This window comes from Burkholderiales bacterium, assembly GCA_035518095.1.
Lineage (GTDB): Bacteria > Pseudomonadota > Gammaproteobacteria > Burkholderiales > JAHFRG01 > JAHFRG01.
In genome coordinates this window covers 1-21,602 of sequence record DATIXX010000066.1, presented here as the reverse complement: position 1 = coordinate 21,602, position 21,602 = coordinate 1, and the positions used below count along the sequence as shown (strand labels likewise).

Sequence of the window (21,602 nt, the reverse complement as noted above, 5' to 3'; positions counted from 1 at the left end):
GAAGGTGTCCACCTCCATCCATCCCTTGCAGATCGTGAGGCAAGAGACTTCGCTCCCGCGCGCGACCAATAGAATATACTTTGGTGCAGCCTGACGGGTCGCCGTGGCGGAATTGATCGGCGCCGCACTTCGAGTTTCTGCTAGAATTTAAGGGTAAACCCTAACATGGGTAAACCCCAACGCAGGGCGGGGGCCAGCGTTGGCCCCAAACAATCGAAGGGAGAACGAGCCATGTCCACAACGAATACCGCGTCGCTATTCGAAGCGCGACACAAACAGAACCAACCCGATCCGAGGAAGACCGGCGCGTACCCCGATTCATGTTATCTTCGGGCGCGCTCAAGGGCCTTGCGACGGGCGGGAACGGCCCACATCGAGTTCGCGTCGTGAGTCACAACACCTTGATCCACCGCTTTGTACGGTCCGGCGTTCGGCCGCTGGTCCACACTCCGGTGGCGCCGAATCACCTGACCACCCTGCGCCTGCTCACCGGTCTTAGCGCCGGCGCCATTCTCGCCGTCGGCACCCCGGCAGCGCTGGCTTGGGGGGCAGGGCTGTTCGTACTGTCGATGTTGCTCGATCGCGCCGACGGCGAGCTGGCGCGTCTGTCCGGAAAGCGGAGCGCGTTCGGCCACAAGTACGACCTCGTGGCCGACGGTTTGTGCAACGCGTTGGTATTTATTGGGCTAGGCGTCGGGCTCTCGGACGGGCCATTAGAATGGCGTGCGATTCCAATGGGCGTGCTGGCCGGCCTTTCCGTTGCAGCGATTCTTTTTCTCGTGCTGCATATTGAAGCGCTACAAGGCGAGCGTGCTGCAGAACTCGGCGGAGCAGCTGGCTTCGATCCCGACGACGGAATACTCTTCGTGCCGATCCTCATCTGGTTCGGGCTGGAGAGAGAGCTCCTGGCGGTGGCGGCAGTGGCCGCACCGGCGTTTGCGATGTTTTTCTACTGGAAGCTGCTGCGCAAAAGCGCCCGAACCGGCGCGGCGAGTTGATGCGCAATGCGGATGCATTGAACCGACGGATGACCATGAACCAGCCCCTGTCCCAAGACCAGATCAAATCGTTTCAACGCGACGGTTTCGTGATTGTTCGCGGCCTGTACCAAACCGACGCTATGGCGCGCATTAAGACTTGGGTCGACGAGGTTGCCGCCTATCCCGAAGTGCCGGGCAAGTACATGATGTATTTTGAGCAGAGCTGCGTCGAGGCGGGGCGGCGGCTGCTCAACCGGATCGAAAACTACTGCCCGTACCACGCCGGCCTGAATCGTCTGCTCACCGGTTCGGGAGTGCGCGACGCTGTGACCCAGTTATTCGGCGAGCCGGCCGTCATATTCAAGGACAAGATCAACTTCAAGCTTCCGGGCGGCGGCGGCTTCACACCCCACCAGGATGCCCAGGCCGGCTGGGACCGTTACGGCAGCTTATACATTACCGCGCTCATCAGCATTGACGCTGCGACCCGGGACAACGGCTGCCTGGAGCTCGTGGCCGGACGCCACCGGGAGGGGCAGCTTGGCCCGAACTGGGCACCGCTGGCTGACGAAGTAACCACGAGCATGGATTTTGTGCCCTGCGAGACTTTGCCGGGCGACGTGGTATTCTTCGATTCGTTCACGCCCCATCGCTCGGACGCCAACCTGAGCGACCGGCCGCGCCGAGTGCTCTACGTCACCTACAACAAGCTGTCGGAAGGGGACCAGCGCGCGCGCTACTACGCTGACAAGCGCGCGAGCTACCCCCCCGACTGCGAACGCGACCCCGGCAAGCAGTACGTGTTCCGTGTCTGAGCAGGCACATTGGCCGGACGCGAGCGCCTGGCGGTGAGCGCCATGCAAGCGGTGATACTCGCGGCGGGCCAGGGTACGCGGCTGGCGCAGGATGCGCAGTCCCGCGCCGTGCCAAAATGCCTGCTGCGCTTTGACGGGCAGAGCCTGCTGGAACGTCATCTGCGTTTGTTGCGCAAGTGCGGCGTGGCCGAGGTATGGGTGGCGGTCGGCTACGCGGCGGATCAGGTTCGTGCCGAGCTGGCGCGGCTACCTCAGGCGCTGGCGGCCGATACCGTGTTCAATCCAGATTATCAGCTTGGCAGCGTCGTCACCGTGTGGCATGCACGCACGCCGCTATTGACCGGAGAGGACACCCTACTTATGGATGCCGACGTGCTTTACGATGAACGGATGCTGCATCCGCTAGTGGGTTCCCAGCAACCAGACTGCCTGTTGCTGGACCGGGACTTTGAGCCCGGCGAAGAGCCGGTGAAAGTGTGCGTTCGCGACGGACGCATCGTTGAATTCAGGAAGCAGGTCGCACCGGATCTCGCGTTCGATGTCTGCGGCGAGTCGGTCGGTTTCTTTCGCCTGTCCGGGCAATCTTGCCGCGCGCTGGTGGCACGGGCTTCGGTCTACCTGGAGTCGGGGCGCGGTCAGGAGCCCCACGAAGAAGCCTTGCGGGACCTTATGCTGGAGGCCGGGCCGGGCCAGTTCGGGGTGGAAGACGTCACCGGCCTGCCCTGGATAGAGATCGATTTTCCAGGCGACATCGAGCGCGCACGCCTCGAGATACTCCCGCAATTGCAGCCGTAGATACCGCGTTTTTTAATAGGAACCGTTTATGGACCGACTCCCAACTCAACCCACTAAAGCCGCCGCCTTGCGTGCGCTTCTCAATTCCTCTGAGCTGGAATTCCTCATGGAGGCGCATAACGGAATCAGCGCCCGCATCGTCGAGGAGGCCGGCTTCAAGGGGATCTGGGCCAGCGGCCTCACCCTCTCCGCTCAGTTCGGCGTGCGCGACAACAACGAGGCGAGCTGGACTCAGGTCGTAGACATGTTGGAGTTCATGTCCGACGCCAGCCACATTCCCATCCTTATCGACGGCGACACTGGCTACGGCGACTTCAACAACATGCGCCGCCTGGTGCAGAAACTGGAGCAACGGAGCATCGCCGGCGTATGCATCGAGGACAAGCTGTTCCCCAAATCCAATAGCTTCATCAACGGCAATCGCCAACCGCTGGCCGACGTTGTCGAGTTTCAGGGCAAGATTCGCGCCGCAAAAGACATCCAGAAGGATCCGGATTTCGTTATCGTCGCGCGGGTGGAGGCACTGATCGCGGGCTGGGGCCTGGACGAAGCCCTGCGCCGCGCCGAGGCGTACCGCCAAGCCGGCGCCGATGCCATCTTGATCCACAGCAAGAAAAGCAGCGCCGACGAAATTCTGGCCTTCTCCAGGGAGTGGGCCGAGCGCTCGCCGCTGATCATCGTCCCCACCAAGTACTACAGCACTCCCACCGACGTGTTCCGCGCCGCCGGCATTCGCATGGTTATCTGGGCCAACCACACGCTGCGCGCGGCTGTGTCGGCCATGCAGGAACTCGCTCGCGAAATCCACGCCACCCAGACGCTGGTGAACGTGGAGGATCGGATCGCGCCGATCAACGAGATTTTCCGGCTGCAGTCTGCGGACGAACTGCTGGCGGCGGAACGCCAGTACGCCGCAGCTCGGCGCAACCCCTCGGCGCTGGTGCTGGCGGCCAGTCGCGGGGAGGGCGAAGGTCTCGACACGCTTACTGAGGACCGTCCCAAGGCCATGCTGCTGGTAGCGGGACGACCATTGTTGCAGAGATTGGTGGACGAGTTTAAGCGGCAGTCCTTCAACAATATTACCGTGGTGGCCGGCTACAAGGCACAGGCCATCGATATGGCGGGCGTTGAGATCGTGCAGAACCTCAGCCATGCCGAGAGCGGCGAACTGGTCTCCCTGGTCTGCGCCCGCGATGCCATCGGCGATGACACGGTGGTGTGCTACGGTGACCTGCTGTTTCGTAGCTACATCCTGCGCGATCTGCTGGAGACTCCGGCTGAATTGGCGGTGGTGGTGGAGTCCTCGCTGGCGCACGCGGGGCGCCGGTGCGATCTAGCTCATTGTTCGGCCCCTGACGACCGCTCCTTGTTCCGCCAGGAAGTGCGGCTGCTGCGGGTACACGCCCGGCCTGGTCCCGTGACCGACGCGGTGAGCGGACGGTGGATCGGCATGCTGCGGGTGCAAGGCGCTGGCCGCCGGTGGCTGCTTCAGGCGCTCGACGCGCTGCGCAAGCGGCCCGACTTCCCGCAACTCGGGCTACCGGAGCTGCTCAATCATCTGATCGACAGTGGACACCCGGTGCAGGTCCTGTACGTGAACGGTCACTGGCTGGACGTGAACAATCCGGACGATCTGCACCGCGCCGTCGATTTCGCCTACGGACTAAGCAGCGCTGGCGAGCGCTAAGGGGCGCTTGCGTGATCGATCCGATCGAGTTCGCACGGCAGGCGGCGGCTCTCGGCTACTGCTGGTACGCCGGGGTGCCGTGCTCGTTTTTGACCGGCTTGATCAACCACGTAAGCACTGACCCGGCGCTTACCTACGTATCCTCGGCCAACGAAGGCGATGCGGTGGCCGCCGCCGCCGGTGCCTGGGTGGGCGGCAAGCGCAGCATCGCGCTGATGCAAAATTCAGGCCTCGGCAACGCGGTAAGCCCGCTGACCTCGCTTACCCATGTATTTCGCATCCCGGTGCTGCTGCTGGTCACCGTGCGTGGCGAGCCGGGGGCAGCCGACGAGCCGCAGCACGCGCTGATGGGTCGCATCACCCCGGCGCTGCTGGACACAATGGAAATCCCTTGGGCCTATTTGCCGGACTCGTCCCAGATGCTGGCCCAGACGCTGGCGCGGGCGGATTCTTCGTCTGGTGAGCGCGAGCGGCCATATGCTCTGTTGGTACGCAGCGGCCGGTTCGCACCGTGCAAGCCCACGCCGGTGGTGGAACCGCCACCCCGCGTGCAGGTGACCCCGCGCAGCGTCTGGCGCTCGCCGACGACGGCACGGCCGAGCCGCATCGAAGCGCTGGAGCGCATCGTCAGGCTCGTGCCGGAGGGCAAAAGCGTGGTTATCGCCACAACGGGCTACACCGGCCGCGAGCTGTACGCCCTGGGGGACCGCGTCTATCAGCTCTACATGGTAGGTTCCATGGGCTGCGCGTCTTCGTTTGGACTGGGCCTAGCTCTCACGCGTCCTGAGCTACGGGTGGTAGTACTGGACGGCGACGGTGCGGCGCTCATGCGCATGGGCAACCTGGCCACCCTCGGCGCCTACCATCCGCCGAATCTGCTGCACGTGTTGCTGGACAACGAGGTGCACGATTCCACCGGCGGCCAACCCACCGTAGCGCGCGACATCTCGTTCGCCGCCATTGCTGCCGCCTGCGGCTACGCGGAAGTTTTGGAGGGGGACGACCTGTCGTTGCTGGACGAGGCGCTACGGGAGCGAAACGGCATCGGGCCGGTGTTTGTCCACCTCAAGATCGCGCCGGGTGCGGCGGCCACGCCGCCCCGCCCGGGTCTGGCTCCCGCCGACGTGCTGCGCCGGCTCATGAACCATATCGGCAGCTCGTCGCTGCCCGCCCGCCGATGCGCAAAGACATCTTGATTCTTCTCAACCCCGGGCCCGTAAACCTGACTGAACGGGTGCGCGCGGCATTGACGCTGCCCGATCTGTGCCATCGGGAGCGGGAATTTGGCGAGCTGCAGTACGAGATTCGCCGCCGGCTGTTGGAAGTCTATTCCTTGCCGCCGGAGAGCTGGGCGCCGGTGCTGTTGTCCGGTTCCGGCACGGCGGCGGTGGAAGCGATGCTCGTGAGCCTCGTGCCGCACGACGGACGGCTTCTGGTGATCGAGAACGGCGTCTACGGTACGCGTATGGCCGATATCGCTGCCTGCCACGGCATCACCCACGCGGTAGCGCGTCAGGCGTGGGGTGCGCCAGTGGACCTGGACGCGCTGGCCAGGCATCTTGACCCGCAGCCGAGCTTTACCCACGTGGCCGTCGTACAGCACGAAACTACCACTGGGCGGCTGAACGATATCGCAGCGGTAGGCCGCCTGTGCCGCGAGCGCAATATTGCGCTGCTGGTGGATGCAGTAAGCAGCTTCGGTGCGGAAGCGCTGGAATTCGACGCGTGGGGCGTGACGGCCTGCGCCGCAAGCGCCGGCAAATGCCTGCACGGCGCGCCGGGCGTGAGCTTCGTGATTTTGCGCCGGGACGCGCTGCACGTAGCAGACGGCAGCCGCAGCGTGTACCTAGATCTGGCACGACATTGCAGCGCCCAGGACGCCCGCGACACCGCCTTCACGCCCGCCGTGCCCATCTTCTACGCGCTGCGGGAAGCACTACGCGAGTTCGAGAACCAGGGTGGATGGCGCATGCGTCACGCAGACTACCGCCGCCTTGCCGAGGCGGTGGAAGAGGGCCTCGTCCGTCTCGGGGTTGCGCCGCTCTTGCGGGAAGGCGAGCGCTCCGTGGTTCTGCGGGCGTACCGCCTGCCCAATGGCCTAGACTACGCCGCGCTGCACGACGGCCTCAAACGGCAGGGCTTCGTCATCTACTCCGGCCAGGGCAAGCTGGCGGAGACTATCTTTCGGGTTTCTACCATGGGCGCCATTGCCACTGCGGACATACCGCGGTTTCTGGACGCGGTGGCCACGCTGCTCAGCCCGGCGCAACATACCGGTGCTCAGGCACATTAGCGTTCCCCACCTGGGTTTTTGCTGCTATTTTCGCAAACCAAGAGTCAACTCACTCGCAACGCGCCTGTGCTGAGCGAGTACACGCAGGACATGCTCGCGGAGTACGACCACTCGGCGAACGAAACTGAAAATTCTGCTCAAAGACTGCGCTGTCCGCGCAGCGTAGGACGGAATTCGTTTCTTCCCGCCATCCAGAAACCGCTCGCCGGCCAATCGAAATCATCGACTCATTAGGAAAGGAAACGCGCCTGAAGCTCTACTACTACTGCCCGCGCGCCTGCTCGATGGCTCTGCCCACCGTCGTGCGCGAAAACTCGATGATCTCAAATTCCGCCATAATCCGGATCCCGGGAGAAAATCGCGCGGCCCGCTGTTCAGTGTTCGCTCACCAGCTTGTAATCTTTCGGCACTGAAAACATGCTGTCGTGCACCTGCTCAAGCTTGAGCGTTTTCTCCTCAATGGTATAGGACAGGATCGGACCGCTTGAAGCTTCGGTGCTCCCCTGGGATGCACAGGCGGTGCCCGCCATGCTCCATTCGATGTGCGTGGAGACGGGATGGCCCTTGATCTTGTTGAATTGCCGGCCCGCCCTCACGAACGTCGCGCGGTCCGAAACTTTGAGTCCGTTGGAAAGGTAGCTGAGCATTAATTGCGAGACTTCCAGGGGCAGCACTTCCGATGAACTTCTCGACGAAAAGCGGCGGGCATGCGGCGCGCCCGCGGCATACCCCCGGTTAAATGCGCGCTCGACCGCCAGCGCCTTGCGCATCTCCGCCGTGACCGGCGTGGTCCATAAATCGATGTTAAGCGTGCTCGTGGTCGTGCGCTTGGCATTGTCCTCCAGCGTAACCAGCCACGCAATCTTGTATTGCTCGGATTGAAAACCGTTGATGTCGCGCTTCTCGCCTGTCGCTTTCACGTCAAAGTTCGTGCGCGCGACGCGCATGGTGCAGCCCGATTCGGTTTTCGCTTTGGGCTCTGATGACTTTTTTTCCTGAGCCTCGTGCGCTTTTTCCATAGACACGGGACAGCCGTAAAGCGGGCATTCAGTGTATTCCTTTTTGCTGTTAGTGAGCGTCCAAAGCACATTGCGGTCGAGCCGCTCGATGTTGGTGCTGTTCTGGGCCGCGAAAAAATTTGTAACGGCTGCAAAGGTACCGGTGCTTTTAGTGTCGCTATCTTCCCGCTGCATGTTGGTGCGCACATAGCGCTTCTCAGTGCTCTCGAAAGGTAAAAAACCCATAACACCGCCGTTGACCACGTGGGTTTCGAATACAGCGGTGGCACTGGTCAGGCTGGTGTCAGGTTCCGGAGCTTTCTGCGGCATCACGTTTGAGCAAGCCGCGCCACTTGCGGCGAGTGCAAAGATGACAAGTTTACGCATCATTGTTTGTCCTCCCGAAGTGGATTGCAGTGCTGATTTGCGCTGCTGGATTTTTTTGAAGGTAGCATGGTGTCAAACAGAAAACAACGCTATTTGACACACCGGGAATCGTTGTTTAATTCAATGTAACCCGCCGGGGCTGACACAGTACAGCGAGCATTCTGCGGTTATGATTAATTCGTACCGAAAGCCGTATCGAGCAGCCATGGAAAACGTGGTTGAAAAAACGTATCGCCGCGCCCGCCGATCTCGAATGTATTGCGATTGCCTCCCGGCTTTCTCAGGACCACATTTCGCGCAGCTTCGCCGCTACATCAACCGGTGCCCCCGCCTCGGGCGCGGCGGAGACCTCGATTCCCTCAGGCCATGCAAGCTCGTTGAAACAAGCCATCACCTCCGGCGTCATGAATCGGCTGCGCGCGCCGTAAACATGCCTGTCGCCCATGCGCGACTGCTGCACGACGTAGAATTTCAGCGGCACGATGAGGTGGAGTTCGGTCTTCGCCCGAGTTATCGCGACGTATAGCAAGCGCCGCTCTTCCTCGATCTGCTCGGGCTTTCCGCCGGCGAACTCGTTCGGGAAGTTGCCGTCGGTCACGTTCAGCACGTACACCGCCTCCCACTCCTGGCCCTTCGCCGAGTGCACTGTGGAGAGCACCAGATAATCCTCGTCCAGCAGCGGCTCGCCGGCGAGATCAGAGGTCGCGGCAGGCGGATCGAGCGCCATTTCGGTCAAAAACATTTGCCGTTTCTCATAGGTTTCCGCAATCCGCTGCAATTGAACAAGATCGCCGGCCCGCACCTCAGCCGCATCGTACTTGCGCTCCAGCACCGGCGTGTACCACTCGCGCACGCGCTGCATCTGGCCAGGCCAGGGCGTCGCGGTACTGCCGAGAAAACGCATCAACGCGTTAAACTCAGCGGAATGGGTTTTCAGCGTTTTCCAGGAATAGTCTTGCGCTTGAAAAGACCTGAACGCCTTTTCCGCTCCTTTGGGCCCTACTCCGGGCAGAAGCTGCAGCGCTCTCCAGGCGGCAACGCGGTTCCTCGGGTTGTCCGCCCAGCGCAGCACCGCGAGCGCGTCTTTCACGTGCGCCGCTTCGAGAAACTTGAGACCCCCGTATTTCACATAGGGAATGTTCCGGCGCACGAGCTCAAGCTCCAGCATATCGGAGTGGTGTGAAGAGCGAAAAAGCACCGCTTGACGGTTAAGCTCCACGCCCTCTTCGCGCGCCTCCAGCACGCGCGTGACCACGTACTGCGCCTGCGCCACATCGTCGGCCACGGTAACGTAGCGGGGTTTTTCGCCTCTGCTGTCCTTCGAACGGAGGTGCTTGCCGCTCAATGTATTCGCCGCATCCAGCACCTCCTGGGTGGAGCGATAGTTTTCTTCCAACGCCACCATTGCCGCACCGAAGCGCGCTTGGAAAGAACGGATGTTCTGCACTGTCGCTGCGCGGAATGAATAAATCGACTGCGCATCGTCGCCCACCACGGTGAGGCCCTGCCCGTCCGGGCGCAGCCGCGCGAGAATCTCCGCCTGGATGATGTTGGTATCCTGGTATTCGTCCACCAGCACGTGGTCCCATGCTTCGCCGATCTCGCGCGCAAGCGCGTCGTCAGCCATCATTGTGTGCCAATAGAGCAGCAAGTCGTCGTAGTCGAGCGCCTGGTTGGTAAGCTTGCGCTCGACATACGCAGCGAACAGCCGCTTCAACTCTTCCTCCCACTGTGCGCACCACGGAAACATGTCCTGGAGCGTTGCCGCGAGCGTGCCTTGCGTGTTGACGCGGTGCGAGTAGATCGCCAGGCACGTGTCCTTTCTCGGAAAGCGCTTCTCTGTCTTCGAAAATCCCAGCTCGTGCCGCACCACGTCCATCAGGTCCGCCGCATCCCCGCGGTCGAGCACGCTGAAGCTTTCTGTCAAACCCACCCGCGCGCAATGGCGCCGGATCAGCCGATTGGCGATCGAATGAAACGTTCCGCTCCACGGCAGGCGCACGGCCTTGTGCGTTTCCCCTACGATGCGCGCCGCACGACGGGTCATTTCCAGCGCGGCACGGCGCGTGAACGTAAGTAGCAGGATGCGCTCAGGCGCCGCACCTTGCAGAATCAAATGCGCGACGCGGTGCGCGAGGGCGTTGGTCTTGCCGGTGCCTGCACCGGCGAGAATGAGCAGCGGACTGTTGGCAAACGTCGCGGCCTCGAGTTGTCGCTGGTTCAGCTTGCGGAATGCATCGACTGCGCTCATGGATACCGACTATAGGTCAAGACCGCATTCTTATCCAGTGCGCATTGGGTTCCCAGATGGTTGGGGTAACAAGAACATTAAGCTGTAGAATAGTAGCGGGCTCGCGCGCGAAATCATAAAGGAGGAGATATGTTAAAAAAAATCAGTTGGGCGCTTTTGGTGATGGCCGCCGTACTGGCGAACCGCGCATCGGCAGACGATGTAGTGCGTTTGGGCAATCTGAAGTTTGCGCACTACGGGGCGGTTTCTTACATGAAGGAAATTGCGCCTAAGTACGGACTTGTGATCCAAGAACGCATGTTCGCAAAGGGGATCGACATCCTGCCGGCCATTGTGGCCGGAGATATCGATGCCGCGGCGAGCGCACTGGACGGAGCGATTGCCGGGCGCGCGCAAGGCGTGCCGATTTATGCAGTGGCCGGCTTCGCCAAGGGCGGCGCGCGCATCGTCGCGCGCAGCGACCTCTCGATCAAATCAGTGGCGGACTTGAAAGGCAAGAAAGTAGGGGTCCCGCGCGGCGGAGCGCACGAGTTGCTGCTTTTCGCCGAGCTCAGCAAAGCCGGGCTCACCTGGTCGGAAATCCCCGGTAAGGACGTGCAGATCGTTTATCTTGCCTACGCCGATCTCAACCAGGCGCTGCTGGGTAAGGACATCGACGCGATGTGCCAATCCGAGCCACAGGCATCGCAGGCCATCAACAAGGGCTTCGGCGTAGAAGTCATCAAACCTTACGACACGGCCATGGGCGAACCGATCCGATCTCTGGTGATCACCGAGAAGCTTTACAACGAACGCCCACAGGTCGCCCAGAAGTTGCTGGACGTATTCGTAGAAGCTACGGCCCTGTTCATCGCGCATCCGGAGATAGCCCAAAAATATGTGCGCGAACAGATGTTCAAAAATCAGATTTCCTCGCAAGACTTCAAGGACGCGATCGCCAACTCGCCCTACACCTATGACCTGACTGTCGAACACGTCCAGATCACCACCGATTTGATGCAGAAATACGGCGTGGGAAGGCTGGGACCCAATGTCCCGGCCGCGAAAGACTGGGTAAAACTGGACTTGTTGAAAAAAGCCAAGGCCGACTTGAAAGTCAACTAAGGGCGGGGCATGGAAGTTGTTTCGGCTAGAGGCATCCTGAAGTTCACCAGGGGTCTCGTCATTCCCATTGCGGTCGTGGCGCTGTGGCAGTTATTGGCAGTGAGCGGCTGGATCAACCCGCAGATACTGCCGTCGCCTGCGCAGGTGGCAGTCAAGTGGTGGGAGTATTTGCGGCCCACTGCGCCCTATCGAGAAGGCAGCTACATTTTGTGGCTGGTTTCAGGCGAGCTGCCGCACGACGCCGTCGCGAGCCTGTCCCGGGTGGTGGGGGGCTTTTTGATCGGCACGTTGCTTGCGCTGCCGTTCGGTCTGCTCATGGGCACGAGCAACAGGTTTTACGGCTTGTTCAATCCGCTGGTTCAGGTGCTGCGGCCCATTCCGCCCATCGCCTATATTCCGCTTGCCATCCTCTGGTTCGGTCTGGGCAATCCGCCTGCTTTTTTTCTGATCAGCATCGGCGCTTTTTTTCCGGTTTTGATGAACACCATTGCAGGCGTGCACCACGTTGACGGCATTTATCTTCGCGCGGCGCGCAACCTGGGTGCAGGCCAAATAACACTGTTTCGCCGGGTGATCGTGCCGGCGGCAATGCCGTACATTCTCACCGGTATGCGCATCGGCATCGGCACTGCGTTCATCGTGGTGATCGTCGCAGAAATGATCGCGGTCAATAACGGCTTGGGCTACCGCATAACGGAAGCGCGCGAGTACCTGTGGTCGGACAAGATCATCGCGGGCATGTTCACCATCGGATTGCTTGGACTCGGTATCGACTTCTTCATGAACGGCCTGAACAACTGGCTGCTCAAATGGCACCGCGGCATCGACCAAACTTAGCGGATCGCAATGTTCATCCATATTGAAAACGTCAACAAGGGCTTTCCAGTCCCGGGTGGGGAAATCGTTGCGCTGAAAAATATTAATCTCGATATCGGGAAAGGCGAATTCGTTTGTCTTCTCGGGCCGTCGGGCTGCGGTAAATCGACCTTGCTCAATGCCATCGCCGGCTTTTCGCCCCCGACCAGTGGCCGCATTGCAATCAACGGCAGCGCGGACGCCGCGAAGTTTCCGGGCCCGGACCGCGGCATGGTGTTTCAGGAATATGCTCTGTTCCCGTGGATGACAGTGACGCAAAATATCCGCTTCGGCCTCGAGATAAAAGGTCTACCCAAAGCGGAAATGAACGGCAAGGTTGACGCATTGCTGCGCAAATTCAACCTATACGAATTTCGCGAGCGTTTTCCCAAGGACCTCTCGGGTGGCATGAGTCAGCGCGTGGCGATCGCCCGCGTACTGGCGCTCGATTCGCCCATCATGCTGATGGATGAACCGTTCGGAGCGCTCGACGCGCTCACCCGCCGCACCTTGCAGGACGAACTGCTGCGCATCTGGGATGAGTACCGGAAAACGATCGTCTTCGTTACTCACAGCATCGAGGAGTCCGTTTATCTCGCCGACCGCGTGGCGGTAATGACCTACCGGCCCGGCACCATCAAGCGCGACGTGCGCATTGCGATGCCGCGTCCGCGCGATACCGCGAGCGCAGAATTCAACACGCTGAAAAAAGAACTGGCGAATCTGGTCATGGAAGAGCAAAAGCGACTCACCGAAACCGAGATCAAAGGCTATACCACGGACTAGCGGCGCCCTCGGAAATAGGGCAAGAACGACGAAAAAAACCCAAATTCGCTGGAGGTAAACCGCAGCTGGGGGGAATTCGTGCGGCTGGATTGACAGCGCTTAACCCGCGCACACGTGCGAGTTGAAGCGGTTTTTTGGCTGCTTATAACTCACGCAAATAAATTATGATCTTCCAAATTTGGTTTTCTTTGAGCGTGCCTTTGAATGGCGGCATGGCCGTCCCCAACGGCACTCCGCCTTCTGCGATCGTCCAGTAAAGGTATCCATCAGTCGTCATAGGCATAGTGCTAAGCGCGGCAATATTCGAGGGCGGAGGGTTCAAGTTTTTTCCAGCCTCGCCGTCTCCCAACCCGGTTGCTCCGTGACAAGCTGCACAGTTCTGGTCGTAAAGTTTTTCCCCGTCATTGATATTGCGGGCAGTCGGCTTTAACGGGTTCGTTAAAGAAGCATATTTCGGGTCAATCCCGTGCTGCATGACAAATTGATGCCGGAGAACTGACATGTTCATCATGTTTCTTCCGTCCACCGTACCCATCTGCTCATATGCAGATCCGGACAAACACAAGGACCCCAGTGTGATCAAAGCCATCAGGAGCTTTTTCACGTTCATCTCGGGATAAATGTAACTTGCGAGCCTCCAAGCAACAAGAGCGGCACCGATATAATCTTATGCCGGAGGAATGATGGGAAGCAATTAGAACTTAGAGGAGCTGCAGAATAAAGTGCGCGATTCGATGATGGTTAGCAGATTGATTTAACAGTGATGGAAGGAGAGCTGCTGTGTGGGGACATACGTGGAGCTTTGACTGGGGTTCGGGCTGGATAAGCATGGGCATCATCGGCATGTTGTTGTTCTGGGTTTCCATTCTCCTGATTATTGTGATTATTGTCGCGCTCATCCGATGGCTGGCTAACTTGGGCAAATCATCAGCACATCAAGCTGCGCAGAAAACGCCGCCCGAAATCCTCAAGGAGCGTTATGCTCGCGGGGAAATCAATCGGGAAGAATTCATGCAGAAGAAACAAGACATCGCGGAATAGCGTCGAGCTAATTACGAATCCTGAATGCTCGATGGTGAGCAGCTTGATCAAATCAGGGACGGGAATTTCAGCTTCAAGACTTAACTACTCGTTTACCTCAGCCGTGCGTTCGCGAACAGAGTATTTCGGTTGCAGCGTGTTGTTGGGAATTTATCGGGCTGCTTTAACGGCCAAGAGACTCAGTGTCCAGCCAAGAATTGCGCCCAAAATGACGCCGGAAATTGGCCCGCCGAAGCCTGCGATACCGAAGAACAACCCGATGATTGCCCCAGTAATGGCAAATCTAGCTTCTTTATTATAAGCGCGCTCTTCAGCGCGAAGATGTTCAACAAAATCGGCGTTGTCAGCGTACCGCATCTGTCTATCGCGAAGCTGCAAAACAGCCTCGGACCACAGCGCCCATACGATTCCGCACACGACTACGATGGCAAATAATGAAGACACAGTTAGCCTCCTTACCCAACTTTTGACCGGCGAAAATATATAACCGATCGCCTGTCATAAACCCAGAGCAATATGTATACCGACATTGATACTCTCAACAAAGCATACAGCAACGCTATGATATTTGTCACAAATTCGGGGCGGAGATTATGACCGGCTCAAAAGACTTGCGCCCTCCAAGACGGAAAACGGCAAATTTTTCCGCTCAGGTTATTGATCTAGCCGTTCCGAAAGATATTCGTAATCGGAGTGCGCGCCTTTCTCGGTGGATTTCACTTCGGTCGTCTGAAGATAGAAAAATGCGAATAGTCTGCGCTCAGCCCCGAGTATTCACGCGGATGTGTTGGTGCAAACGCCACGGCAGCACCAAATGGCGCGCGGCGCTGACGTTTGCGCCGGTCATACCCGGTCACACCCCGTACGCTCCTTGTGCGCCTATCTCTTGGGCTACGTAGTCGCATGTATCTACTCCGACTGACTGTTAAGCTGTTCGCGAATAACTAAAGCAACCCGTATGCCATGAATTCCGGCCTAAAAAGGCATTTATGTTCGATAGGGTATGAGGCACATTGCGGCAGGACCCGGGTCTACTGCCGTTTTTTGTCAACCGAGTGACGGGGCGGGGCTAAACAGTGCTCGCCGAGTTCTCCCGCGTTCGCTGTGCTGGGCCGCAGAAGCCAGGTTTAATTGTCAGGTCAAACAAAAAGGACTAGTCTGTCGCATCCTTGCCGGACGGATATGAAATAAGGGAAAACCGGCACAACCAAGCTTGCCCCGGTTAGCGTTTTAAGCGAATGCCTCTGGAGCTCGTGGATATTCCGCAGGAAAGCACTCCGCCCCTCAAACCGGGTTCGGGTGGCGTTGAGCGGCCGCGGGAATTGAAATTGGAGTTTCGCGGTTCTGCCTGGGAGTATTTTCGCATCTGGGCCGTGAACCTCTGTTTGACGCTCCTCACCTTCGGAATATTTTCGGCATGGGCGAAGGTGCGCAAAAAGCGCTATTTCTACGCCAGTACCGTGATTGACGGCACGCCATTCCAATATCTCGGCCAGCCGCTTCCCATACTCAAGGGGCGAATTGTCGCGGTGATACTGTTCCTGGCTTACTACATCTCCAGCCATTTTTTTCTTTCGACCTTGCCTTTTGTGCTCTTGGCGGTCGCAGGTTTGGCGCCGTGGGTTATCGTGCGCTCGGCGGCGTTCAATGCGCGCTATTCAGCGTTTCGCAATATGACGTTTAGTTTTAACGGCGGCTATTGGGACGTGTTCAAGATCCTATATCTGCGTGGACTTCTCCTGCTCATTACATTGGGTCTGGCGTTTCCTTGGTGGACAGCGCGGTTCAAACGCTATATCGCTGCGCATACCCGCTTTGGCAGCCGAGATGGTGATCTCGCATTGACGGGCAAACAGCTTTTCAAAATTTACTTTGTCGCCGCGCTGATAATCTTTGGTCTCCTTTTTATCGTCATCTTTGCCGGCAGCGGGCTTGCCGTGTGGCTGAAAAACGCCAAATACGCCGGCGTCCTGATTGTAGTTCTGGCCTACGCCGCTTACGTGCTCGCGTATGCCTATGTGCAGGCGCGCACCGGCAATATTATTTGGAACAATATTCGTCTGGGACCGCTTCGTTTCCAATCCACGCTGCAAGCTCGCGGCATGGCGAAATTGTACACGGCGAATGCCTTCGGCATTATCGCTTCGCTCGGGCTACTTATTCCCTGGGCAGTGATGCGCACCCTCAAATACCGGATCGACAACATGCGTGTCATGCTGGAAGGCAAACTCACCGAATTCACCGGCGGCTCCGCGCCGGCCGTACTCGCCGCCGGTGCTGAAGTCGGCGAATTTTTTGACCTGGATCTTTCGCTATGAGCGCGTTCCGCGCGACGGTGCAAGGACAATACTATGACGGCCGTCAGCCGATCGGCTCGCCTGTCACGATCATTTTGGCAAAGAACGAAATAGCGGTGATCGGTGCTCAGGTTTCAGAAAAATGCGGATTGAACAGCTTGCGCGTTTCGCCGCGCGTGGGGCAAGCCGACCGCTTTATTGCGTTGCCCAACGGCGGACAGTTGCAATGCCCCGACAATGCTGTTCTGAACTTCCTGCCGCAGGAAGTGCGATCGGAAGGTGCGGTTGCCTGGCTTGAGCAGCGCTGGGGTGTAGCCATTGCCTGCGTCGCGATCATCATTAGCACGGTGCTGGCGGGTTATTTCTATGCGTTGCCCATCGCGGCCGAGCGGATCGCGCAGCAGGTGCCGATCGCGACAGAACGCGGGCTTGGCGAACAATCCCTGGCCTGGCTTGACCACAATAAATGGTTCCAGCCAACGAAGCTTGACGCAAGGACACAAACTGTAATTCTCAAGGGTTTTGCGGGGCTTTATCGCGGATTGCCGATGGAGCGCTATTACCGCCTCGAATTTCGGGAATCGTCTGTTGGCCCGAACGCTTTTGCTTTGCCCGGCGGCACGATTGTTATTACCGACGATATGGTAAGGCTGGCGCAGTCCAAGGAAGAAGTCCTTGCCGTGCTGGCCCACGAAATTGGACATGTCGAGCTGCGGCATACCCTGCGCAACATCCTGCAGAGTTCGGTCGTTGCCGTAGTCGCTGCAACGCTTACCGGCGACGCCGCTACCTTAAGCGCCGCAGTAACCGGGTTCCCGGTTTTGGTAGCGCAAGCCCGGTACTCGCGCCAATTCGAAAGCGAGGCCGATGACTATGCTTTCCAGCTGCTCAAGCAGCGCGGCTACTCGCCTTTGGCCTTTGCAACGATCATGGAGCGGCTCATGACTCAAAAACATGAGGGCCGGCGGCGCAACCTGACTTTTCTTGCAACGCACCCGATGACCGTAGAGCGCATTGAACGCGCGCGCGCAGCCGCTGGTGTCCCCATTCAGGGCGACGGGACAGAAAAATAAAATTTGCCGGCGGGAGAGTTGCATCTCACAGCGGACTCCACGCAATGACGAAGCGTTCAGGTCTTGATACTTGAATGATCGATGTTGGACAACGGGATTAGATCAGGAATGGATAGTTTGACATTAAAGACTTGACCGCCGTCCCGCAATATTTTTGCCCATAATCCTGACGCCTGCTTGCCATGACGGCCGCTCAGCGATTGGTCATTTGCTCCAGGCGTTCTGGATAGCGAGCACCTTCGACCGTGATTTTCGACGCCGCGGCATCGATATCTCTCAGGTCTTGGGGCGTCAGTTGGATCGACGCGGCTCCAATGTTCTCATCCAGGCGATTCAGCTTGGTGGTGCCGGGAATTGGAACGATCCAGGGCTTCTGGGCAAGCAGCCAAGCGAGCGCGATCTGAGCCGGCGAAGCCTTCTTTCGTACTGCAATCTTTTGAAGCAGATCAATCAATGCCTGATTCGCTTTCCGCGCCTCCGGCGTAAAGCGAGGAAGAGTGCTGCGGAAGTCGGAACTGTCGAACGTTGTGTTTTCGTTGATCTTCCCCGTCAGGAAGCCCTTTCCCAGCGGACTATAGGGAACAAAGCCAATCCCGAGTTCCTCGAGGGTCGGAAGGACTTCGGCTTCAGGGCGTCTCCACCACAGCGAGTATTCGCTCTGGACCGCAGTGACCGGCTGGACTGCGTGTGCGCGGCGGATCGTTTGCACACCTGCTTCAGAAAGTCCAAAGTGCTTCACCTTGCCTGCGTGAATCAACTCCTTCACCGTTCCAGCCACGTCTTCGATCGGCACGTTCGGGTCAACCCGATGCTGATACAACAGTTCGATGCTCTCCACTCGAAGTCGCTTGAGTGAGCCCTCGACGGCCTGCTTGATATGTTCGGGCCGACTATTCAGACCTGCCGCTCCCGGCCGATTATCGCTGCCACTCAGATCGAAACCGAACTTGGTGGCGATCACCACTTGCTTACGGAACGGAGCGAGCGCTTCGCCGACGAGCTCTTCATTGGTGAACGGCCCGTACACTTCAGCGGTGTCAAAGAACGTAACGCCGCGTTCGACGGCCGACCGAATCAGTGAGGTCATCTCCTGCTTGTCTTTGGGTGGACCGTAGGAAAAGCTCATCCCCATGCAGCCCAGCCCGAGAGCCGAGACTTCCAGTTTGCTTTTTCCAAGTTTGCGCTTTTGCATTGTTCCTACTCCTTTGAGATTAAGTTTTGTGTCGCATGTGATTCGCTTGTCGATGACTGTGCTATTCAAATGGGTTGTATCCCGGTTTCTTGTATAACGTCCCCCGACTGTTAAGAATATCCGGCTTATAGACCTTCTCAACCCAATCCTCCGGTTTGAGTTCTTCCATGGCTACCGAAACTGACTCTTCTCCGTAGTTGAAGACGTTCATTACGTCTTTGACAATTTTTTCGGCAAGTCGAGTCTTCTGCTGCTTGGATTTTCCGGGCCAGAGTTTTACGATAACGTGAGGCATTGGTCTTTCCTGCAATTCGCGCAACCCTTCGTTCGGCGCTTGTTTCCTATTCTTCTGTCCTTAATCCGGCCTGATATTGTTCCTCGCTGACCTTCTCCATCCAGTCGACCACCTTGCCGTCAAGCGCCTCCTGAATGGCGATATGGGTCATAGCGGTGGTCGGCATCGCGCCATGCCAATGCTTTTCACGTGGCGGGCACCAGATCACGTCACCCGGTCGAATCACTTTGATCGGGCCGCCCCAGCTTTGTACCAGCCCGCAGCCGGAGGTCACGATCAGGGTTTGGCCCAGCGGGTGGGTGTGCCATGCGGTGCGGGCGCAAGGCTCGAACGTGACGCTGGCGCCGCGCACGCGTGCCGGCTCGGGTGCCTGGAACAGAGAGTCAATGCGTACAGTGCCGGTGAAGTACTCGGCCGGCCCTTTGGCTGAGGGCTGTGATCCGCTTCGTTGAATGTCCATTGCTAATCTCCTCGTCTGATTCAAGCGGTCGCTTATCTTTCGACTGCGCATGAGAATAGTGTAGCGGCGGCGGCGGCAAATGATTAGATGGTACAATTCGCATGAACCTATGAGATTTGTTCATAAATGCAGCGCGCGAACGTCCATGACCTGCTCGCCTTTCTCGCTGTAGCGCGAGACCGGAGCTTCACCAAGGCGGCTGCAAAGCTCGGGGTTTCGCAATCGGCGTTGAGCCATACCATCCGTGGGCTGGAAGCGAGGCTGGGCCTCAGGCTCCTGACCCGCACCACGCGCAGCGTCTCCCCGACCGAGGCGGGCGAACGCCTGCTTCTGACTGCGGGCCCCCGCTTTGAGGAGATCGAGGCCGAGCTGGAAGCCCTGAGCGAGCTTCGGGAGAAGCCCGCCGGCACCATTCGGATCACGGCCACCGATCACGCGGCCGACACGATCCTCTGGCCGAAACTTGCGAAATTCCTGCCGCAGTATCCGGACATCAAGGTCGAGATCATTATCGACTATGGCCTGACCGACATCGTCGCGCAGCGCTATGACGCCGGCGTGCGGTCCGGCGAACAAGTGGCGAAGGACATGATCGCAGTCCGCATTGGGCCGGATATGCGCGTCGCGGTCGTCGGCACCCCGTCGTATTTCACCAAGCGATCCCTCCCGAAGAAGCCACAGGACCTGACCGGTCACAATTGCATTAATCTGCGGCTACCGACCTATGGCGGCTTGTACGCCTGGGAATTCGAAAAAGGCAAACGCGAACTGAAGGTGCGTGTCGAAGGCCAGCTCATCTTCAACGGCACTGCCCAGATGCTCAATGCAGCGCTGGCGGGATTCGGCTTGGCCTATGTGCCGGAGGACCTTGCGCAGCCGCATCTTGCCGCAGGCCGTCTCAAGCGGGTGCTTGAGGACTGGTGCCCTCCGTATTCAGGCTACCATCTGTACTATCCAAGCCGGCGCCAGTCCTCGCCGGCGTTTGCGCTGCTGGTCGACGCGCTGCGCTACCGGAGTTAACGCGGCCCTTTCACCTGGCTCACGGCATACGCAGCCGACCCGTATAGCTTATTAAGCCGCGCTAGGACGGCCCATTCAGGAAGACGGGACAGAAAAGTCGCCGGCGGCAGACCGGCAGCTAATGACATTTTCTTGCCTCGCCAAGAAAAAGTCGCTAAAAAGAAGCGCTCAGGCCGGAACCTATCTTTTTCGGTACGCGTCCTTTCCACGGCACCGTTGGGAATTAACATGTCCAACTCGTATTCAGGCAATTACCCGATCGAAAACCGCGCTGGTGAAATTGAGCGCCTGTATCTGCAAGGTGCCGCAATGGCTCCCGACACCGAAGTGATGCTGGACCGCATCGGCGTAAAAGAAGGCTGGTCGTGCCTCGACATCGGGTGCGGCCCCCGCGGCATCACCGATCTGCTGAGCAGGCGTGTTGGCGCCAACGGGCGTGTGCTCGGTCTCGACATGAATGCGGGGTTCCTGGACGTCGCGCGCGCCGGTGCGCCGAAAAATGTCGAGTTCCGCCAAGGGGACGCCTATGGGTCGGATTTGCCCGCCGGCAGTTTTGACCTTGTCCACATGCGCTTCATTGCAAGCACCGCCGGCGGCCCCGAACGCCTGCTGCAGGAGGCAATCCGCCTGGCGCGACCGGGCGGCATCGTTGCCCTGCAGGAGCCGGATGCCTCGACGCTTAATTGTTACCCGCCGCATCCCGCCTGGGAGCGATTGAAGGCGGCGCTTGTCGGCGCGTTCAGCGGCGTGGGCACCGATTTGCAATTGGCGAAGCGGCTCTACGCCATGGTTCGAAAAGCGGGCCTCGAAGACGTCCAGTACCGGCCGTTCCTCGTCGGCGTTCGCTCAGTGGACCCATTGGTCGACTATCTGCCGTCAATCATTGAATCCTTGCGCGGCACAGTGGTCAGGCTCGGACTCTTAAGCGAAAGGGAATTGCCAAACGTTCTCGCGGAATGCCGCAGCCATTTACGCAAGCCCGACACGTCGTTCACTATGTATACCGTTGCGCAGGTGTGGGGGCGGAAGGCGCGGTAAAGAATTTGCGGAATAATTTCGACGAAGTCGCGTTTAGCGCGTCCCCGCTGGAGTTCCAATTCAGTGCGAAGGAACAAAAAAATAAATTCGCCGGTGGCAGACCGGCGGCTGGTTACCTTTTCTTGCATCGCCAAGAAAAAGTTACCAAAAAGAAGGCGGCCCCCGTTTGCTGCCCCTGAGGGGTAGCCGCTGCGACACGGTCGGCGAAGCCTGGGGTGCGGGAGCAGCGGCAAGT

Annotated in this window: 21 protein-coding genes; 14 read left to right on the top strand and 7 right to left on the bottom strand. The window is 58.9% G+C overall.

From position 1 onward, the window contains the following. Positions 1–386 precede the first annotated feature (386 nt). From VLV32_10785 to VLV32_10760, 6 genes are read left to right on the top strand one after another with little or no spacing between them, the layout of a single operon-like run. Positions 387–998: a CDP-alcohol phosphatidyltransferase family protein gene (locus VLV32_10785; protein HUL42370.1), complete on the top strand. Its 612-nt coding sequence runs from the start codon at positions 387–389 to the stop codon at positions 996–998. A gap of 35 nt (positions 999–1,033) precedes the next feature. Continuing rightward, entirely contained in the window at positions 1,034–1,795 is a 762-nt protein-coding gene (locus tag VLV32_10780) for a phytanoyl-CoA dioxygenase family protein (GenBank protein ID HUL42369.1), read from the top strand. A gap of 42 nt (positions 1,796–1,837) precedes the next feature. After that, positions 1,838–2,590 carry a phosphocholine cytidylyltransferase family protein gene (locus VLV32_10775; protein HUL42368.1) on the top strand — a complete coding sequence of 251 codons (753 nt, stop codon included), beginning with the start codon at positions 1,838–1,840 and terminating at the stop codon, positions 2,588–2,590. 28 nt (positions 2,591–2,618) lie between these two features. Then, positions 2,619–4,277: a phosphoenolpyruvate mutase gene (gene aepX, locus VLV32_10770; GenBank protein HUL42367.1), complete on the top strand. Its 1,659-nt coding sequence runs from the start codon at positions 2,619–2,621 to the stop codon at positions 4,275–4,277. 11 nt (positions 4,278–4,288) lie between these two features. After that, complete coding sequence (gene aepY / locus VLV32_10765) at positions 4,289–5,473, top strand: phosphonopyruvate decarboxylase (GenBank protein ID HUL42366.1); 1,185 nt, start codon at positions 4,289–4,291, stop codon at positions 5,471–5,473. Next, positions 5,470–6,570: a 2-aminoethylphosphonate aminotransferase gene (locus tag VLV32_10760; GenBank protein HUL42365.1), complete on the top strand. Its 1,101-nt coding sequence runs from the start codon at positions 5,470–5,472 to the stop codon at positions 6,568–6,570. The genes aepY and VLV32_10760 overlap by 4 nt, the downstream gene beginning before the upstream one ends. Positions 6,571–6,944: 374 nt before the next feature. On the opposite strand, the gene VLV32_10755 is transcribed toward VLV32_10760, so the two are convergent. Together VLV32_10755 and VLV32_10750 are read right to left on the bottom strand one after the other, a co-directional pair. After that, positions 6,945–7,958 (bottom strand): hypothetical protein, encoded by a 1,014-nt coding sequence (locus VLV32_10755; GenBank protein HUL42364.1) that lies wholly within the window; start codon positions 7,956–7,958, stop codon positions 6,945–6,947. A 277-nt stretch (positions 7,959–8,235) separates the two neighbouring features. Further along, the gene (locus VLV32_10750; protein ID HUL42363.1) at positions 8,236–10,206 is read right to left on the bottom strand and encodes an ATP-dependent helicase; all 1,971 of its coding nucleotides are present in this window, start codon (positions 10,204–10,206) and stop codon (positions 8,236–8,238) included. 129 nt (positions 10,207–10,335) lie between these two features. On the opposite strand from VLV32_10750, the gene VLV32_10745 reads away from it, so the two are divergent. Genes VLV32_10745 through VLV32_10735 form a run of 3 tightly spaced genes read left to right on the top strand, consistent with a single transcriptional unit; the run spans position 10,336 to position 12,951 of the window. Next, positions 10,336–11,310 carry an ABC transporter substrate-binding protein gene (locus VLV32_10745; GenBank protein ID HUL42362.1) on the top strand — a complete coding sequence of 325 codons (975 nt, stop codon included), beginning with the start codon at positions 10,336–10,338 and terminating at the stop codon, positions 11,308–11,310. 9 nt (positions 11,311–11,319) lie between these two features. Then, positions 11,320–12,147, top strand: a complete 828-nt coding sequence (locus VLV32_10740; GenBank protein HUL42361.1) for an ABC transporter permease — start codon at positions 11,320–11,322, stop codon at positions 12,145–12,147. Positions 12,148–12,156: 9 nt separating this feature from the next. Beyond that, positions 12,157–12,951, top strand: coding sequence for an ABC transporter ATP-binding protein (locus VLV32_10735; GenBank protein HUL42360.1), 795 nt, complete (start codon positions 12,157–12,159; stop codon positions 12,949–12,951). A 142-nt stretch (positions 12,952–13,093) separates the two neighbouring features. On the opposite strand, the gene VLV32_10730 is transcribed toward VLV32_10735, so the two are convergent. Continuing rightward, positions 13,094–13,561 carry a c-type cytochrome gene (locus tag VLV32_10730; GenBank protein ID HUL42359.1) on the bottom strand — a complete coding sequence of 156 codons (468 nt, stop codon included), beginning with the start codon at positions 13,559–13,561 and terminating at the stop codon, positions 13,094–13,096. Positions 13,562–13,731: 170 nt separating this feature from the next. Here VLV32_10730 and VLV32_10725 point away from each other — a divergent pair, with 170 nt between their 5' ends. Beyond that, entirely contained in the window at positions 13,732–13,992 is a 261-nt protein-coding gene (locus tag VLV32_10725) for an SHOCT domain-containing protein (GenBank protein HUL42358.1), read from the top strand. 150 nt (positions 13,993–14,142) lie between these two features. Here the strand turns inward: VLV32_10725 and VLV32_10720 are convergent, their stop codons facing one another. After that, complete coding sequence (locus VLV32_10720; GenBank protein HUL42357.1) at positions 14,143–14,436, bottom strand: hypothetical protein; 294 nt, start codon at positions 14,434–14,436, stop codon at positions 14,143–14,145. A 794-nt stretch (positions 14,437–15,230) separates the two neighbouring features. Between VLV32_10720 and VLV32_10715 the strand changes: the two genes are divergently transcribed. Together VLV32_10715 and VLV32_10710 are read left to right on the top strand one after the other, a co-directional pair. Beyond that, positions 15,231–16,310: a YjgN family protein gene (locus VLV32_10715; GenBank protein HUL42356.1), complete on the top strand. Its 1,080-nt coding sequence runs from the start codon at positions 15,231–15,233 to the stop codon at positions 16,308–16,310. Continuing rightward, positions 16,307–17,362 (top strand): M48 family metallopeptidase, encoded by a 1,056-nt coding sequence (locus VLV32_10710; GenBank protein HUL42355.1) that lies wholly within the window; start codon positions 16,307–16,309, stop codon positions 17,360–17,362. Before VLV32_10715 ends, VLV32_10710 begins: the two co-directional genes overlap by 4 nt. A 193-nt stretch (positions 17,363–17,555) precedes the next feature. Here the strand turns inward: VLV32_10710 and VLV32_10705 are convergent, their stop codons facing one another. The 3 genes from VLV32_10705 to VLV32_10695 form a co-directional block, all read right to left on the bottom strand. Next, complete coding sequence (locus tag VLV32_10705) at positions 17,556–18,554, bottom strand: aldo/keto reductase (protein ID HUL42354.1); 999 nt, start codon at positions 18,552–18,554, stop codon at positions 17,556–17,558. A 61-nt stretch (positions 18,555–18,615) separates the two neighbouring features. Further along, a complete protein-coding gene (locus VLV32_10700) occupies positions 18,616–18,849 on the bottom strand; it encodes a tautomerase family protein (GenBank protein ID HUL42353.1) in 234 nt (77 codons plus the stop codon). A 46-nt stretch (positions 18,850–18,895) separates the two neighbouring features. Beyond that, positions 18,896–19,309 carry a cupin domain-containing protein gene (locus VLV32_10695; GenBank protein HUL42352.1) on the bottom strand — a complete coding sequence of 138 codons (414 nt, stop codon included), beginning with the start codon at positions 19,307–19,309 and terminating at the stop codon, positions 18,896–18,898. Positions 19,310–19,435: 126 nt separating this feature from the next. Between VLV32_10695 and VLV32_10690 the strand changes: the two genes are divergently transcribed. After that, the gene (locus VLV32_10690) at positions 19,436–20,329 is read left to right on the top strand and encodes a LysR family transcriptional regulator (GenBank protein ID HUL42351.1); all 894 of its coding nucleotides are present in this window, start codon (positions 19,436–19,438) and stop codon (positions 20,327–20,329) included. Positions 20,330–20,557: 228 nt separating this feature from the next. Continuing rightward, complete coding sequence (locus tag VLV32_10685; GenBank protein ID HUL42350.1) at positions 20,558–21,367, top strand: methyltransferase domain-containing protein; 810 nt, start codon at positions 20,558–20,560, stop codon at positions 21,365–21,367. Positions 21,368–21,602: the final 235 nt, after the last annotated feature.